General features: G+C 63.1%; 14 protein-coding genes. 6 read left to right on the top strand and 8 right to left on the bottom strand.

Features of this window, described 5'->3' with window-relative positions; translation table 11 throughout:
- Positions 1-15 precede the first annotated feature (15 nt).
- The gene (locus RFM40_RS03550) at positions 16-402 is read right to left on the bottom strand and encodes a hypothetical protein (protein WP_320227155.1); all 387 of its coding nucleotides are present in this window, start codon (positions 400-402) and stop codon (positions 16-18) included.
- 308 nt (positions 403-710) lie between these two features.
- Here RFM40_RS03550 and urtA point away from each other — a divergent pair, with 308 nt between their 5' ends.
- The 6 genes from urtA to RFM40_RS03520 all read left to right on the top strand — a co-directional run bounded on the left by urtA (position 711) and on the right by RFM40_RS03520 (position 7,058).
- Positions 711-2,021 carry an urea ABC transporter substrate-binding protein gene (gene urtA, locus RFM40_RS03545; RefSeq protein ID WP_320227154.1) on the top strand — a complete coding sequence of 437 codons (1,311 nt, stop codon included), beginning with the start codon at positions 711-713 and terminating at the stop codon, positions 2,019-2,021.
- A gap of 107 nt (positions 2,022-2,128) precedes the next feature.
- Entirely contained in the window at positions 2,129-3,742 is a 1,614-nt protein-coding gene (gene urtB, locus RFM40_RS03540; RefSeq protein WP_320277164.1) for an urea ABC transporter permease subunit UrtB, read from the top strand.
- Positions 3,739-4,968, top strand: coding sequence for an urea ABC transporter permease subunit UrtC (urtC, locus tag RFM40_RS03535; protein WP_320227153.1), 1,230 nt, complete (start codon positions 3,739-3,741; stop codon positions 4,966-4,968). Before urtB ends, urtC begins: the two co-directional genes overlap by 4 nt.
- Before the next feature lie 6 nt (positions 4,969-4,974).
- Positions 4,975-5,721 carry an urea ABC transporter ATP-binding protein UrtD gene (gene urtD / locus RFM40_RS03530; protein ID WP_320227152.1) on the top strand — a complete coding sequence of 249 codons (747 nt, stop codon included), beginning with the start codon at positions 4,975-4,977 and terminating at the stop codon, positions 5,719-5,721.
- A gap of 70 nt (positions 5,722-5,791) precedes the next feature.
- Positions 5,792-6,487 carry an urea ABC transporter ATP-binding subunit UrtE gene (urtE, locus tag RFM40_RS03525; RefSeq protein WP_320227151.1) on the top strand — a complete coding sequence of 232 codons (696 nt, stop codon included), beginning with the start codon at positions 5,792-5,794 and terminating at the stop codon, positions 6,485-6,487.
- Between the two features lie 394 nt (positions 6,488-6,881).
- A complete protein-coding gene (locus RFM40_RS03520; RefSeq protein WP_320219154.1) occupies positions 6,882-7,058 on the top strand; it encodes a hypothetical protein in 177 nt (58 codons plus the stop codon).
- Positions 7,059-7,179: 121 nt separating this feature from the next.
- On the opposite strand, the gene RFM40_RS03515 is transcribed toward RFM40_RS03520, so the two are convergent.
- From RFM40_RS03515 to RFM40_RS03485, 7 genes are all read right to left on the bottom strand, one after another.
- Complete coding sequence (locus RFM40_RS03515; protein ID WP_320277156.1) at positions 7,180-8,325, bottom strand: GGDEF domain-containing protein; 1,146 nt, start codon at positions 8,323-8,325, stop codon at positions 7,180-7,182.
- 213 nt (positions 8,326-8,538) lie between these two features.
- The gene (locus RFM40_RS03510; RefSeq protein WP_320227149.1) at positions 8,539-8,793 is read right to left on the bottom strand and encodes a hypothetical protein; all 255 of its coding nucleotides are present in this window, start codon (positions 8,791-8,793) and stop codon (positions 8,539-8,541) included.
- Positions 8,794-9,128: 335 nt separating this feature from the next.
- Positions 9,129-9,935 carry a DUF72 domain-containing protein gene (locus RFM40_RS03505; RefSeq protein ID WP_320227148.1) on the bottom strand — a complete coding sequence of 269 codons (807 nt, stop codon included), beginning with the start codon at positions 9,933-9,935 and terminating at the stop codon, positions 9,129-9,131.
- Between the two features lie 27 nt (positions 9,936-9,962).
- Positions 9,963-10,421, bottom strand: coding sequence for a GNAT family N-acetyltransferase (locus tag RFM40_RS03500; protein ID WP_320277155.1), 459 nt, complete (start codon positions 10,419-10,421; stop codon positions 9,963-9,965).
- A complete protein-coding gene (locus RFM40_RS03495) occupies positions 10,418-10,828 on the bottom strand; it encodes a DUF302 domain-containing protein (protein ID WP_320277154.1) in 411 nt (136 codons plus the stop codon). Before RFM40_RS03495 ends, RFM40_RS03500 begins: the two co-directional genes overlap by 4 nt.
- A complete protein-coding gene (gene uvrA, locus RFM40_RS03490) occupies positions 10,828-13,749 on the bottom strand; it encodes an excinuclease ABC subunit UvrA (RefSeq protein ID WP_320227145.1) in 2,922 nt (973 codons plus the stop codon). The genes RFM40_RS03495 and uvrA overlap by 1 nt, the downstream gene beginning before the upstream one ends.
- Before the next feature lie 771 nt (positions 13,750-14,520).
- Positions 14,521-14,796 (bottom strand): hypothetical protein, encoded by a 276-nt coding sequence (locus tag RFM40_RS03485; protein ID WP_320227144.1) that lies wholly within the window; start codon positions 14,794-14,796, stop codon positions 14,521-14,523.
- Positions 14,797-14,861 lie beyond the last annotated feature (65 nt).

The following is a 14,861-nucleotide window of genomic DNA, read 5'->3' as shown; positions in this document are numbered from 1 at the left end:
CGGACAGCGCCGCCGCTACCTCCTGGTGCAGGTCGAGGCAGTGAAGGCGCCGTCCTGCTGCTTTAGGATGATGTCGAAGGAGGGGCCGGCTGGGTCGTCCAGTGTCGCTTGCGTCAGTGAGATCGAGTTGCCGCCGCTGGTGTAGCCGCCGAGGGGGCCCAGCCAACTGATCTCGCCGTTGGCGTCCATCTGGTAGTTGTAGGTTCCCGAAGTGCCGAAGGTCACCGGGCCGCTGTAAACATTGCCCTTGATGGTGATGTCGCCGAGGTTGAGGAACAGGCCGAGCAGGTAGACCTCGCAATGATAGACGCCGTCCGGCAGCTTTCCGTCGGTGAAATCGGCGCGGGCGCCGTCAACGGCGGACATGAGAAGCAGGAAGCTCAAGAGAATTCGAAGGGCCATGACGTCGCTCGTTTTGGCGGCGACCTTGCCCCATTTTGCCGCCGCCCCGCAACCCGGCGAAAACCTGCCACAAATCGAAGCGGGATTAAAGTTTAGGCAATTTTACGATTTGGGCAAAATCTAGGCAGGCCTGCGCAAAGTTTTCTCAGTCCTTGATGAACTCAAGAGGCGCGATACGTTTGGCGGCTATACAATAACTTCTTGTAAACGCTGATCTATCGCTCCCCGCATCGCCACGCTCTCGCGTTTGGCACGTCGCTTGCACCGCTATGTTGCGATGCAAAACAACCAGCTTGGGAGCGTGGAACATGAGGGGCAATTTCTCGGCAATAACAAAAATGATTTCGGCCGGCGTAATCGCTGCTGGCCTGTCGATCTCGGCTCCCGCCAAGGCGGCCGACGATACGATCAAGGTCGGCATCCTCCATTCGCTGTCGGGGACCATGGCGATTTCGGAGACGACGCTGAAGGACGTCATGCTGATGCTGATCGAGGAGCAGAACGCCAAGGGCGGCCTGCTCGGCAAGAAGCTCGAGGCGGTCGTCGTCGATCCGGCGTCCAACTGGCCGCTATTCGCCGAAAAGGCGCGCGAGCTGATTTCGAAGGACAAGGTGGCGGCGGTGTTCGGCTGCTGGACCTCGGTGTCGCGCAAATCGGTGCTGCCGGTGTTCAGCGAACTCGACAATATCCTGTTCTATCCCGTCCAGTATGAGGGCGAGGAGAGCGAGCGCAACGTCTTCTACACCGGCGCGGCGCCGAACCAGCAGGCGATTCCTGCCGTCGACTATCTGATGAGCGCCGATGGCGGCTCGGTGAAGCGCTGGGTGCTCGAAGGCACCGACTATGTCTATCCGCGCACCACCAATAAGATACTCGAGGCGTACCTCAAGTCGAAGGGCGTGCCGGCCGGGGACATCATGGTCAACTACACGCCGTTCGGTTTCTCCGACTGGCAGACCGAGGTCTCGGCGATCAAGAAGTTCGGCTCGGCCGGCAAGAAGACGGCGGTCGTGTCGACCGTCAACGGCGATGCCAATGTGCCGTTCTACAAGGAGCTCGGCAACCAGGGCATCAAGGCCGAAGACATTCCGGTCATGGCCTTCTCGGTCGGCGAGGAAGAACTGGCCGGTCTCGACACCGGGCCTTTGGTCGGCCATCTCGCCGCCTGGAACTATTTCGAGAGCATCGACACGCCCGAGAACAAGAAGTTCATCGACGACTGGCACAAGTTCATCAAGAGCGACAAGCGCACCACCAACGATCCGATGGAAGCCCACTATATCGGCTTCAACATGTGGGTGAAGGCGGTCGAGAAGGCCGGCACCACCGATCCGGACAAGGTCATCGACGCCATGGTCGGCGTCTCGGTGCCGAACCTGACCGGCGGCTATTCGACGATGATGCCGAACCATCACATCACCAAGCCGGTGCTGATCGGCGAGATCCAGGCCGACGGCCAGTTCGAGACCGTTTCGCAAACGCCCGGTCTCGTGATGGGCGACGAATGGTCGGACTATCTGCCTGACTCCAAGGAGCTGATCTCCGATTGGCGCGCGCCTCTGTCCTGCGGCAACTTCAACGTCGCCACGGGCAAGTGCGGCGGCAAGGGCACCAACTGACCCTCCCAGGGTCGCGGTGTGGCCCGCGATCCGACGCCGCGGCCCGGGCGGGCCTTGCCGGTCCGCCCGGGCAGACACCTCAAACCCTCGAGATCCGCTTGAAGACGATGACGTTGTTGCGCGCGATTGGCCTGACGCTGCTGATGATGGCAAGCTTGTTGCCGTCCAAGGCAGCTGAAGCCGATCTCCGCGCCATCATCGCCAAATTCGCGGCAGCCGCCAATTTCTCAGCGACCGAGGCCGTGGTGCACGAACTTGCCGCGAGTGGCGATCCGGCTGTCGAGCGGCCGCTCTCGGCACTCGCCGACGGTAATCTCTATATCCGCAAGGCCGATTCCCAGGTCTTTGTCGGCAAGGACGCCGGCGACGGCATCGAATTGCTCGATCCGCTGAGCGGCGATAAGGCAGCCGACGCCGCCAAGGCCGACCTCACAAAGATCAAGGTCAACAATGGCCTGCGCCGCACGATCCGCGATGCGCTGGGCACGCTGACGCTACGGGCCAAGGACGCCAACGTGCGCCTCGCTGCCGCGGCGACCATGTTCAAGACCCCCGACGCGGCGAACATCGAACCGCTCGATGCCGCGATCGCGGCTGAGACCGAGCCTTCGGTCAAGGCCATGTTCGAACAGGCGCGCGCGGCGTCGGTCCTGGTCTCCGACAAGCCGGACGCGGACAAACTGGCGGCCGTCTCGGTCATCGCGGAGCGCGGCGACCGTGATGCGCTTTCCTTGCTGACCTCGGTCGAGGCCAACGCGCAGGGCGCGGTCAAGGACGCGGCGACTGCCGCGATCGGCCACATCAATTCGACGCTGGCGCTGTGGGATGCCGGCCAGAACATCTGGTATGGCGTCTCGCTTGGATCGGTGCTGCTGCTGGCCGCGATCGGCCTCGCCATCACCTTCGGCGTCATGGGCGTCATCAACATGGCGCATGGCGAGATGGTAATGCTCGGCGCCTACACCACCTTCGTCGTCCAGCAGGTTATCCGCACCTCGTTTCCCGGCCTTTTCGACTGGTCGCTGGTGATCGCGCTGCCGCTCGCTTTCCTTGTCGCCGCGCTGGTCGGGCTGGCCATCGAGCGCGGCATCATCCGCTTCCTCTATGGTCGCCCGCTGGAGACGCTTTTGGCCACCTGGGGCGTCTCGCTGATCCTGCAGCAGGCAGTGCGCACCATTTTCGGCCCGACCAACCAGGAGGTCGGCAACCCGTCCTGGATGTCGGGCTCGTTCGACATCGGGCAACTTGCCATTACCTGGAACCGGCTGTGGATCCTGGTGTTCGCGCTCTTGGTGTTCGCGGTGCTGCTCTATGTCATGAAGCGCACGCCCTGGGGGCTGCAGATGCGCGCCGTCACCGCAAACCGCCGCATGGCCGCATCGATGGGCATCAAGACGCCATGGGTCGACGCGCTGACCTTCGCGCTCGGCTCCGGCATCGCCGGCATTGCCGGCGTGGCGCTCAGCCAGATCGACAACGTCTCGCCCAATCTCGGCCGTGGTTACATCATCGACAGCTTCATGGTGGTCGTCTTCGGCGGCGTCGGCAATCTCTGGGGCACGCTGGTCGGCGCCTTCTCGCTCGGCATCGTCAACAAATTCCTCGAGCCTTATGCCGGTGCGGTGCTCGGCAAGATCGTCGTGCTGGTGCTCATCATCCTGTTCATTCAGAAACGCCCGCGCGGCCTGTTCGCGCTGAAGGGTAGGGCGGTGGAAGCATGATCACCAGGCGTTTCTTCGCTGCCGGCGCCGACCGCCGCATCGCCATCACGGTTCTCATCCTATTGGCAGCCGCCATCATTGTGCCGCTGCTCAACCTTGCGGTTTCGCCAGCGAACGCCTTTTACGTGCCGCCCTACATCGTCGCGCTCACCGGCAAATATCTCTGCTATGCGCTGCTCGCCTTGGCGCTCGATCTCGTCTGGGGCTATTGCGGCATCCTTTCTCTCGGCCACGGCGCCTTCTTCGCGCTCGGCGGCTATGCGATGGGCATGTATCTGATGCGCCAGATCGGTTCGCGCGGCGTCTACGGCAACCCGATCCTGCCCGATTTCATGGTGTTCCTGAACTACAAGGAACTGCCCTGGTTCTGGCATGGCTTCGACCATTTCTGGTTCGCAGCAACGATGGTGCTGGCCGTGCCTGGCCTGCTCGCCTTCGTCTTCGGCTGGTTTGCCTTCCGCAGCCGCGTCACCGGCGTCTATCTGTCGATCATCACCCAGGCGATGACCTATGCGCTGCTGCTCGCCTTCTTCCGCAACGACATGGGTTTCGGCGGCAACAACGGCCTGACCGACTTCAAGGACATACTCGGCTTCAACGTGCAGGCAGACGCGACGCGCTCGGCGCTGTTTGCGGCAAGCGCCATCACGCTTGCGCTGGCCGTTTTCATCACCGCGGCGATTGTTCGTTCCAAGTACGGCAAGCTCTTGATGGCGGTGCGCGACGCCGAAAGCCGCACCCGCTTCCTCGGCTGGCGGGCCGAGGACGTCAAGCTGTTCGCCTTCACCGCTTCCGCGATCATGGCGGGCATTGCCGGCGCGCTCTACGTGCCGCAGGTCGGCATCATCAATCCCGGCGAGTTCGAGCCGGCCAACTCGATCGAGGTGGTCATCTGGACCGCCGTCGGCGGGCGCGGCACCATCGTCGGCCCGATCGTCGGCGCGCTTCTCGTCAACGCCGGCAAATCCTGGTTCACCGGCGTGCTGCCGGAATTCTGGCTGTTCGCGCTGGGCGGGCTGTTTGTCGCCGTCACGTTGTTCCTGCCCAAGGGCGTCGTCGGCATGTGGGACAGCTGGCGCGGCAGGGCCAAGGCGATGCGCGCGGCCTCACTTGCCGCGGAAGCCGGCGTCGATCCGCAGGAAACGCAACCCAAGATCGTGCGCTCGGCGGCGAGAACCCCGGGCGCTTGGTCGGCTTCCGGCGCCGAACCGCAGCCGGCGGAGTGAGCGATCATGAGCAAGTCGAACACCATCCTCTATCTCGACGGCGTCTCAGTTTCCTTCGACGGATTTCGCGCGATCAACAATTTGTCGCTGGTGCTCGACAAGGGCGAGATGCGGGCGATCATCGGGCCCAACGGCGCCGGCAAGACGACGATGATGGACATCGTCACCGGCAAGACGCGGCCTGACGAGGGCGAGGTGTTCTTCGACGGCCAGGTCGACCTCACCCGGCATGACGAGGCCGAGATCGCCATGATGGGCATCGGCCGCAAATTCCAGAAGCCGACCGTCTTCGAGAGCCACAGCGTCGAGGACAATTTGATGCTGGCGCTGAAGGGGCCGCGCTCGATCTTCCCGGCGCTGTTCCATCGCCGCGCGGCCGCCGAGACGCGGCGCATCGACGATATTCTCGGCATCATCCGTCTCGGCGACAAGCGCGAGGAGCTCGCAGCCAATCTCAGCCACGGCCAGAAACAGTGGCTGGAGATCGGCATGCTCTTGGCGCAGGACCCGAAGCTGCTCCTCGTCGACGAGCCGGTCGCCGGCATGACCGACGCCGAGACCGAGGAGACTGCGCGCCTGCTCAAGGACATCGCGCGCGACCATTCGGTGGTCGTCGTCGAGCACGACATGCATTTCGTGCGCGAGCTCGGCGTCAAGGTCACCTGCCTGCATGAAGGCTCGGTGCTGTCGGAAGGCACGCTCGATTTCGTTTCGGCCGACGAGCGTGTCGTCGAAGTCTATCTGGGGCGGTGAGCATGATCTGGCGGGTCCCTTTTTATCGTTTCGACTTCGCTTTCCTCCGGCGTTGGAGAAGGAGCTGACCATGCTCGAAGTCTCCAATGCCACGCTCCATTACGGCGCCGCGCAGGCGCTGCGCGGCATTTCGCTTAAAGCTGGCGCGGGCAAAATCACTTGCGTGCTCGGCCGCAACGGCGTCGGCAAGACCAGTTTGATGAGATCGATCGTCGGCCATCACCGGCTGACGAGCGGAAGCGTTGCCTTCGAGGGGAAGGCGCTCGACCGGAGCGCGGCGTATGACCGCGCCCGGTCGGGCATCGCATTCGTGCCGCAGGGCAGGGAGATTTTTCCCCTGCTCACGGTGCGCGAAAATCTGGAATCGGGCTTCGCGCCGCTGAGGCGCGGCGACCGCACCATTCCGGCGCATGTCTTCGAGCTGTTTCCGGTGCTGAAGCAGATGCTGTCGCGGCGCGGCGGCGACCTGTCGGGCGGTCAGCAGCAGCAGCTCGCCATCGGGCGGGCGCTGGTGATGCGGCCGAAGCTTTTGGTGCTCGACGAGCCGACGGAAGGCATCCAGCCGTCGATCATCAAGGATATCGGCCGCGCCATCCGCTATCTGCGCGACCAGGCGGGGATCGCCGTGCTTCTGGTCGAGCAATATCTCGATTTCTGCCGCGAGCTCGCCGACGAGGTCAACATCATGGACCGCGGCCAGGTCGTGCATACCGGTCCGGCCGAAGACCTCGACCAGGCGGACGTGAGGAAGTTCCTGACGGTGTAGGTTCTCGACGAGATTTGAACCTGTGAGGCCGGCGGGACAGCGGGGCGCGCGAAGGATCGCTGCCGTGGGGCATTCTGCGACGCATTCTGGGCTGAAGTCATGTCATCCTTGGGTCTTCGCTCCGCTTTGCATCGCCACGCCCAAGCATGACAAAGTCACGGCGCTCAAGTCACCTTGCCTCTTCTTTCTCCTGCAACACCATACACAACTCTGGCGCGCCGAAAGCCGCGTGCTAGTCTTTTCGTGGCCTTGGTGAGTCGGTCGCTTTCCGTATCAGTCGCAAAATGAAGGGGCGCGGGCGCACCCGGCAAGTTCCACGCAAGCAAGCCCGCCTAACTTCCCAACAGTGATTGTCGGTCAACGCGTCCAACAAAGAACTTGCCAGGGGAAGGCGATGGAACGTTTTGTCGAGGATTATCAGAAGCGACGCCTCACCGAACGCGTGGATATCATGACGGCGATCAACATCCTTATGTCGCAAGGCTATGACGAGGACGATCTGCTCGGAGAAATAACCAAGGTTTTTTACGTCGACTTGGACGCCTACAATGAAGTGATTGGGCGCCACTGACGGCCTAAGCGCGTCGCGATCCTTCGGATTCGCTCCATGCGCTTTAGGCTTTTGATTTTGCGCATGTCTTTGTCCCGAAACCGGTTCCCACTTTCGGGAGACATGCTTAGGCCTCCAAGCTTCAAGCGCAGCGGCGAACATCGAGCACGCGGTTGCGGCCGCCGCGCTTGGCCGCGCAAAGCGCCTTGTCGGCGGCGCTGAGCACCTTGTCGAAGCTCGTGGCTTCGTTGCTGCCGAAGGCGAAACCGGCGCTCACCGTGCATCTTAACCGGCCTGTCTCGGTTTCGATCGTCCGCGCGGCGAATGCCATCCTTATCCGTTCGGCCGTGCTCTCGACCATCTCAGGCAAGGCGCGCTTCAGCACCAGCGCGAATTCCTCGCCGCCCATGCGGGCAGCGATGTCGGTCGGGCGCAGATTGCCGGACAGTTCTTCGGCGAACACCTTGAGCACCTCGTCGCCGGCGGCGTGGCTGTACTGGTCGTTGATCGCCTTGAAGCCATCGAGGTCGAACACCACCACCGCCGTGAAGGCGCCGACGGGCAGCTTGCCGTGCAGGTCGAACAAGGCGCGGCGGTTGAGCAGCCCGGTCAGCGCATCGGTCTCCGCCTCGCGCTTGTGATGGCGCGCGAGCCGCCCCTGGTTGAGCGCCAGCGACAGTGCGCCGATGCCGGTCATCGAGGCGATGACGATGACCAGGCTAAGATCCTCCGCCCAATTGTTCGGCGCGTGGCCAAGCACCAGCTTGCCGTCCCATGCCAGAACGACTGCGCACAGCACAAAGGACGCGGCGGTCAGCGTGTAGAGCAGCGCCACCCCAATAAGCTGCGCCGGCGCCTCCGCGCGGCCTTTCCAATAGTCATGCGCCGTGCCGAACAGGAGCAGTGCGGCGAGCGAATTCTCGAGCATGAAGCCCAGCCCGTCATAGCCGAGCGCCATGGGCGGCAGCGCCAGCGCGAAGGAGATGCCGGCGCCAAGTGCGATGCGCGGCAGCGGGGAGTGGCCGGTCCGGAACTGGCAGGCGGCGCCCAGCATCACCGAGAAGCCAAGCAGCAACAGCGCTAGCGTCAGGATGCCGAGAGCCGTTCCGGGCGCTTCGATATAGGCGTCATAGACAAAGACCTCGATTGCCACCACCAGCACGCTGATTACCCATGTCAGCAGGAACTTGTCGGAACGGGCGGTCAGCCAGGTTCCGAACAGGGTCAGGCTGAGGCAGGCGGCGGAGAAGCCGACGGCCAGCAGCAATGAGTTGTAGTCGAGCAGCATGCACTGTCCTTGCCGGCGCCGGGCTTCTGCAACCTGGCGCAGGTGCATTCATGCAGCAAGGAAGTATCGATTACGTTACGATAGCGGTGAGGACGCTATAATGCCCTAAAGCGTGTCGCGATCTTTCAGATTCGCGCTATGCGCTTTAGTTTTTGATTTTACGCATGTCTTTGTCTCGAACCGGTTCCCACTTTCGGGAGACATGCTTTAACGTCAGAGAACCGCCATCGACAACAGCAGGATGATGCCGATCGCCATCATCAGCAGACCCGGCCAATTCTGCGACAGGCCTAGGAAACCGAGTCCGCGCCGCCGCGGCTCCAGTGTCGGGCCCGGTGTTGGCAGGTTCGGCGCCGGGCGATCCGGCGCTGTGGGAGCTGGGTCACTCAGTCGTCCGCGCCTCAGAGCGGCGCCTGCCATGTACACGACACCGGCGATAGTGAGCAACGCACCGAGGATAACCGTCATCTTTCCTCGCACCTTTCCGGCGCTGCGGGATTTGGCGAGCGTTTTCGCCAGGGTGGCAACCTCGCCATACCGACCCTTTGGCGAGATACCCTCGACTTCGCGCGGTCGGCGGTTGAGACAGAACGGTCAAGATGGCCGGCAGGTTCCGACAAGCCAACCGCCGATAGCGTCGCGTGGTGCGCCGGGCAGAGCTCAGGCGTTGGAACAAAGAGCCGCGGTAGAGGTCCGCAGTTCTAGAGCAGTTCATCGTTTCACGGAAACGCCGAACTGCTCTAACTGGTTGTTTTTACGCAATTCCGGACGGAAAACCGTTACACACTTTTCCTGGAATTGCTCTAAGCCGCCACCCGCTTCATCAGCGCCATGGCTCCGAAAGGCGCGCGCACCTTGCCCTCGGTGATGAAGTAGACGAACACATCGCGCGGCTTGACCGGCGCGTCGGTCTTGGGATCGACGCGCGGCAGGTCGGCCGGCTGCTTTCCTTCCGCCCAGGTCTTTGTCCGCGCCGCCCATTCATCGAGCCCCTTCGGCGTGTAGCAGTCGGGATTGTCGTCGCTGCCTGTCTGCAGCCGCGCATAGACGAAATCGCCGGTGATGTCGGCGATCGCCGGGTATTTGGCGTGGTCTGCATAGACGATCGCGGCGTTGTATTTGCGCGCCAATGCCGGAAATTCCGGCACGATGAAGCTGTCATGCCTGACTTCCAGCGCGTGGCGCAGCGGCACGCCATCCTGCTTTTCGGGCAGCAGCTTGAGGAATGCTTCGAAATCCTCCGCGTCGAATTTTTTCGTCGGCGCGAACTGCCAAAGGATCGGCCCGAGCTTGTCGCCGAGGGCGGCAACACCAGAGCCTAGGAAGCGCATCATCGAGTCCCCGGCCTCGCCCAGCACGCGGCGGTTGGTGACGAAACGGTTGCCTTTCAGCGAATAGACGAAACCGTCAGGCGCTTCGCTTGCCCATTTGACGAAGGTCGGCTCCTTGAAGCTGGAATAGTAGGTGCCGTTGACTTCGATGCTCGACACCTGACGGCTCGCGTAGTGGAGTTGCTTCGCCTTCGACAGTTTGTCCGGATAGAAGGAGGTGTCCCACGGCTCGAAGGTCCAGCCGCCCATGCCGGAGCGGATCTTTCCTTGGCTGGTCATGATCTTCCTCCAGGTTTTGAAATGTAATCAGGCGGCTTTGTCGACGGGTTTGGCCATGTCGACCACGGTCCATCCCGGCCGGTACGGATTGGGACGGCGACCGGTCTCCCGATAGCCATACGTCGAATAGAGCGCGATGTTCCGCTCCATCCGTGAATTGCTGTAGAGCCGAACCTCCGGCAGGTGCCACTGCCGCGTCTTCTCATCGGCGAAGTTGAGCAGCCTGATGCCGAGCTTCCTGCCCTGGAAGGCCGGTGCGACGGCGACGCTGAAGATCATGGCGTGGTCAGGGTGCCGCTCGAGGACGATCAGCCCTGCGAGTTCGGTACCTTCTTCCAGCAGCCAGATTTCGCCGCGATCGATGCGCGGCGCGTAGTCTTCGGTCACCGGGATCGGCGGCGCGCCGAGGAGGGCGGTGTAGGGAGCGTAGGCGGTCGCGGTCAGCGCGACGATGGCGGCAATATCTTCAGAGCGGGCCAGTCTCATGATTGATCGACTCCAGCAGCGGCCGCGACGACCTTTTCCATGCCCGCCGAAATGGCCGCAACGGCATCGCGACTGGCATCGCCAAGCCCATGCCGCTCGGCCAGCCAATGCGCATCGTTGTAGGACAACCAGACCTTGCCTTGTGCATCCTCGCAGGCTAGCGCCTTCACCGGCAGATCGATGCCGGCAAGCTGCTCATCCTGCATCAGCGGTGTGCCGCCTTTGGGATGGCCGAAGATCAGCAATTCGGTCGAACGCAACGGCGCACCGACTTCATGCGCGCCGGCGGCATAGTCGATCCTGGCGAAGACACGCAATCCGGCACGGGTGACGGTCTCGACCAGCCTGTCGATGGTTTCGGCCACGCCGAAGCGGCTTTCGACGGAGATGAGGCCGGTCTTCGCCATCACTCCGCCGCTTCGCGCTTGCCTCCGGGGCGGCGCTCCAGAAGCTCCTTCAGGAACTGGCCGGTGTAGCTGCGCTTTTCGCGCACGATCGCTTCCGGCGTGCCGGATGCCACCAGCTCGCCGCCGCCGTCGCCGCCTTCGGGGCCGAGATCGAGCACCCAGTCGGCCGTCTTGATCACCTCGAGATTGTGCTCGATAACCACCACCGTGTTGCCCTGGTCGACCAGCTCGTGCAGCACTTCGAGCAGCTTCGCGACGTCGTGGAAGTGCAGGCCGGTGGTCGGCTCGTCGAGGATGTAAAGCGTCTTGCCGGTCGCCTTGCGCGACAGTTCCTTGGCGAGTTTGATGCGCTGCGCCTCGCCGCCCGACAGCGTCGTCGCCTGCTGGCCGATATGGATGTAGCCGAGGCCGACCTGCTTCAGCGTCTCCAGCTTGTCACGCACGCCGGGCACCGCGGAGAAAAAGTCGACACCTTCCTCGACCGTCATGTCGAGCACGTCGGCGATAGACTTGCCCTTGAACAGCACGTCCAGCGTCTCGCGGTTGTAGCGCTTGCCGTGGCAGACGTCGCAGGTGACATAGACGTCCGGCAGGAAGTGCATCTCGATCTTGATGACGCCGTCGCCCTGGCAAGCCTCGCAGCGGCCGCCCTTGACGTTGAAGGAGAAGCGGCCCGGCTGGTAGCCGCGCGCCTTGGCCTCAGGGAGGCCCGCGAACCAGTCGCGGATCGGCGTGAAGGCGCCGGTGTAGGTGGCCGGGTTGGAACGCGGCGTGCGGCCGATCGGCGATTGATCGATGTCGATGACCTTGTCGAGGAATTCCAGGCCCTCGATGCGGTCGTGCTCGGCCGGATGCTCGCGCGAGCCCATGATGCGGCGCGAGGCCGCCTTGAACAGCGTCTCGATCAGGAAGGTCGACTTGCCGCCGCCGGACACGCCGGTCACGCAGGTGAAGGTGCCGAGCGGGATCTCCGCCGTCACGTTCTTCAAATTGTTGCCGCGCGCGCCGACGACCTTGATGCGCCGGTTCTTCTTCGCCTCGCGGCGTACCTCCGGCGTCGCCACTTCGAGCTCGCCCGACAGGTATTTGCCGGTGATTGAGGCGGGTGTGGCCATGATCTGCTGCGGCGTGCCCTGCGCGATGATCTCTCCGCCATGGATGCCGGCGGCCGGGCCGATGTCGACGACATAGTCGGCATGCAGGATGGCGTCCTCGTCATGCTCGACGACGATCACCGTGTTGCCGATGTCGCGCAGGTGCTTCAGCGTGTCGAGCAGGCGCGCATTGTCGCGCTGGTGCAGGCCGATCGACGGCTCGTCCAGAACATAGAGCACGCCGGTGAGGCCGGAGCCGATCTGCGAGGCGAGCCGGATGCGCTGGCTCTCGCCGCCGGACAGCGTGCCGGAGTTGCGCGACAGCGTCAGATAGTCGAGGCCGACATCGTTGAGGAAGCGCAGCCGCTCGCGGATTTCCTTGAGCACTCTGACGGCGATCTCGTTCTGCTTCTCGTTGAGTTGCGCCGGCAGGTCGGTGAACCACTGGTCGGCCTTGCGGATCGACTGTTCGGTGACTTCGCCGATGTGCTTGCCGGCTATCTTCACGGCGAGTGCTTCGGGTTTCAGTCGGTAGCCATTGCAGGCCGGGCAGGGGGTCGCCGACATGAAGCGCTCGATCTCCTCGCGCATCCAGGCCGATTCCGTTTCCTTCCAGCGCCGGTCGAGATTGGGGATGACGCCCTCGAAAGTCTTGGTGGTCTTATAGGAGCGCAGGCCGTCGTCATACTGGAAGGTGATCTCGCGCTCGCCCGTGCCGTGCAGCACGGCCTGCTGCGCCTCGGCGCTCAGATCCTTGAACTTGTCGCCGAGCTTGAAGCCATAGGCCTTGCCGAGCGCCTCCAGCGTCTGCGCGTAATAGGGCGAGGTCGATTTCGCCCAAGGGCTGATGGCGCCGTCGCGCAGCGAGACGTTCTCGTCCGGCACGACGAGGTTGGCATCGATGGCGCGCTGGCTGCCCAGGCCGTCGCAGGTCGGGCAGGCGCCGAACGGATTGTTGAAGGAGAACAACCTGGGCTCGATCTCGGGAATGGTGAAGCCGGACACCGGGCAGGCGAATTTCTCCGAGAACATGATGCGTTCATGCGTCTCGTTCTTCGACTTGTTGACCGAGTCCTCGCCGGTCTGGCTGGCGTCGAGCGGCCTGTCGGCGAATTCGGCCACCGCAAGACCATCAGCGAGCTTCAGCGCGGTTTCCATCGAGTCCGCAAGCCGCGTCGCCAGATCGCCGCGCACGACGATGCGGTCGACGACGACGTCGATGTCGTGCTTGTACTTCTTGTCCAGCGCCGGCGCGTCGGCGATCTCGTAGAAGACGCCGTCGACCTTGACGCGCTGGAAGCCCTTCTTCTGCAGCTCCAGCAGTTCCTTGCGGTACTCGCCCTTGCGGCCGCGCACGATGGGCGCCAGCAGATAGAGGCGCGTGCCTTCGTCCAGCGCCAGCACGCGGTCGACCATCTGGCTGACCGTCTGGCTCTCGATCGGCAGGCCGGTGGCCGGCGAATAGGGAACGCCGACGCGTGCGAAGAGAAGGCGCATGTAGTCGTAGATTTCGGTGACGGTGCCGACCGTCGAACGCGGGTTGCGCGAAGTGGTCTTCTGCTCGATCGAGATGGCGGGCGACAGGCCGTCGATCTGGTCGACGTCCGGCTTCTGCATCATCTCCAGGAACTGGCGGGCATAGGCCGACAGGCTTTCGACGTAACGGCGCTGGCCCTCGGCATAGATGGTATCGAAGGCGAGCGAAGACTTGCCGGAGCCCGACAAGCCAGTCATGACGATCAGGCTGTCGCGCGGCAGGTCGAGATCGACGTTCTTGAGATTGTGTTCGCGCGCCCCGCGAATGGAAAGGTATTTTTGGTCGGCCATCGCCGGTCGCCGCCTCAGGTCTGGAATTTGCTGGATTGGGCGGGGTTGTCCCGGCCATCCCTTATGTAGGTAATTTCGCCGCTGCGTCGAGAGACGCCACAATTCTCGACAAAAGCGTTTAACCGTCTTTCGCGTGGGCGGGCAAGCGGAAAGAACAAAGACCGAACACGCTCCTGACAAAGCGTTGTGGAAACAATCGCGAGAAGCGCTGTGGAAACAGCGGTCGCAAAGTCGCCAATCGCCAGACGGTATTGGACTTACCTGGACGTAACCTCCAAGCGATCACGTTTTTCGGTAACCGGCTATTCAACGGTTGACGCCGCCGGCGCACGGGAGCAGTGTCGGGACGTCAGCGAAGCCGGCCGTCTGTCGATGGCCTCGCCACCGCAAGGTGGCCTGCGAGACGCCGCAGGCGTTTGCGATTAGAGCTTCGTAAGACAATGGTCGCAACGGACAGAAGGAGCGGAGCATGACGCCACCGGACAGTCCCTTGAGGCTCCACGAGTTGATGGAGCCGCGGCGGGCATAAGTGCCAGGGTAGGCGTGAGCGCTAGCCCGACAAACCGTGACCTGCCGATTCCGTACAATCAGAGACCATAGTCGGATCGTCGGCCGAGCGCCGCGTTGCATCCGAAACAGAACGCCGGCAGTCCACTCCCGGCTAAAGTTGGATTTTAGATCCATGAAAGCCCCGTCCACCTGCGGAAGCAGTGGCGGGGCTTACATTTTTGTGAGAAAGCAAGGTTCCCGGGCCTGTGGCCGGCTTGCCGATCAGTGGTTGGGCGGCCTGATGCCGCCCGTTGTCATGTCGATGGTGATGCTGCCGGAAATCCTGACATCGGTATCGCCGATCTTGATCGTACCATTTCTGCCGGCGGGCTGCGCGTCGTCCGGCTCAGGCTGTGGGGCAGGCTTGGCGATCCGGTAGTCGCCGCCCACGCCGGGCAGCTTTTGCGCCGGGCTGTCGTCCGCGAAGGCTGCGCCAGCCATCAGAGTGCCGGCGAGCGCGGCAATGGTAATGGCCGGTTTCTTGAAGGAACGGATCATACGCCGGACTATAGAGACGCGCCGGAAGCGAAGCCAGACGCGCGGCAATTAAATTGCCGCGCGGT

It is taken from the genome of Mesorhizobium captivum (assembly GCF_033977165.1).
In the GTDB taxonomy this organism is placed as follows: Bacteria; Pseudomonadota; Alphaproteobacteria; order Rhizobiales; family Rhizobiaceae; genus Mesorhizobium; species Mesorhizobium captivum.
This window is presented reverse-complemented; position numbering and strand designations above follow the sequence as displayed.

What these genes read in the sequence shown, in the direction of transcription:
- urtE (WP_320227151.1), top strand. Translation starts at nt 5,792, where the DNA reads ATGCTCGAAGTCTCCAATGCCACGCTCCATTACGGCGCCGCGCAGGCG.
- urtB (WP_320277164.1), top strand. Translation starts at nt 2,129, where the DNA reads ATGACGTTGTTGCGCGCGATTGGCCTGACGCTGCTGATGATGGCAAGC.
- RFM40_RS03495 (WP_320277154.1), bottom strand. Translation starts at nt 10,828, where the DNA reads ATGGCGAAGACCGGCCTCATCTCCGTCGAAAGCCGCTTCGGCGTGGCC.
- RFM40_RS03500 (WP_320277155.1), bottom strand. Translation starts at nt 10,421, where the DNA reads ATGAGACTGGCCCGCTCTGAAGATATTGCCGCCATCGTCGCGCTGACC.
- urtD (WP_320227152.1), top strand. Translation starts at nt 4,975, where the DNA reads ATGAGCAAGTCGAACACCATCCTCTATCTCGACGGCGTCTCAGTTTCC.
- urtC (WP_320227153.1), top strand. Translation starts at nt 3,739, where the DNA reads ATGATCACCAGGCGTTTCTTCGCTGCCGGCGCCGACCGCCGCATCGCC.
- RFM40_RS03515 (WP_320277156.1), bottom strand. Translation starts at nt 8,325, where the DNA reads ATGCTGCTCGACTACAACTCATTGCTGCTGGCCGTCGGCTTCTCCGCC.
- RFM40_RS03485 (WP_320227144.1), bottom strand. Translation starts at nt 14,796, where the DNA reads ATGATCCGTTCCTTCAAGAAACCGGCCATTACCATTGCCGCGCTCGCC.
- urtA (WP_320227154.1), top strand. Translation starts at nt 711, where the DNA reads ATGAGGGGCAATTTCTCGGCAATAACAAAAATGATTTCGGCCGGCGTA.
- RFM40_RS03505 (WP_320227148.1), bottom strand. Translation starts at nt 9,935, where the DNA reads ATGACCAGCCAAGGAAAGATCCGCTCCGGCATGGGCGGCTGGACCTTC.
- RFM40_RS03520 (WP_320219154.1), top strand. Translation starts at nt 6,882, where the DNA reads ATGGAACGTTTTGTCGAGGATTATCAGAAGCGACGCCTCACCGAACGC.
- uvrA (WP_320227145.1), bottom strand. Translation starts at nt 13,749, where the DNA reads ATGGCCGACCAAAAATACCTTTCCATTCGCGGGGCGCGCGAACACAAT.
- RFM40_RS03550 (WP_320227155.1), bottom strand. Translation starts at nt 402, where the DNA reads ATGGCCCTTCGAATTCTCTTGAGCTTCCTGCTTCTCATGTCCGCCGTT.
- RFM40_RS03510 (WP_320227149.1), bottom strand. Translation starts at nt 8,793, where the DNA reads ATGACGGTTATCCTCGGTGCGTTGCTCACTATCGCCGGTGTCGTGTAC.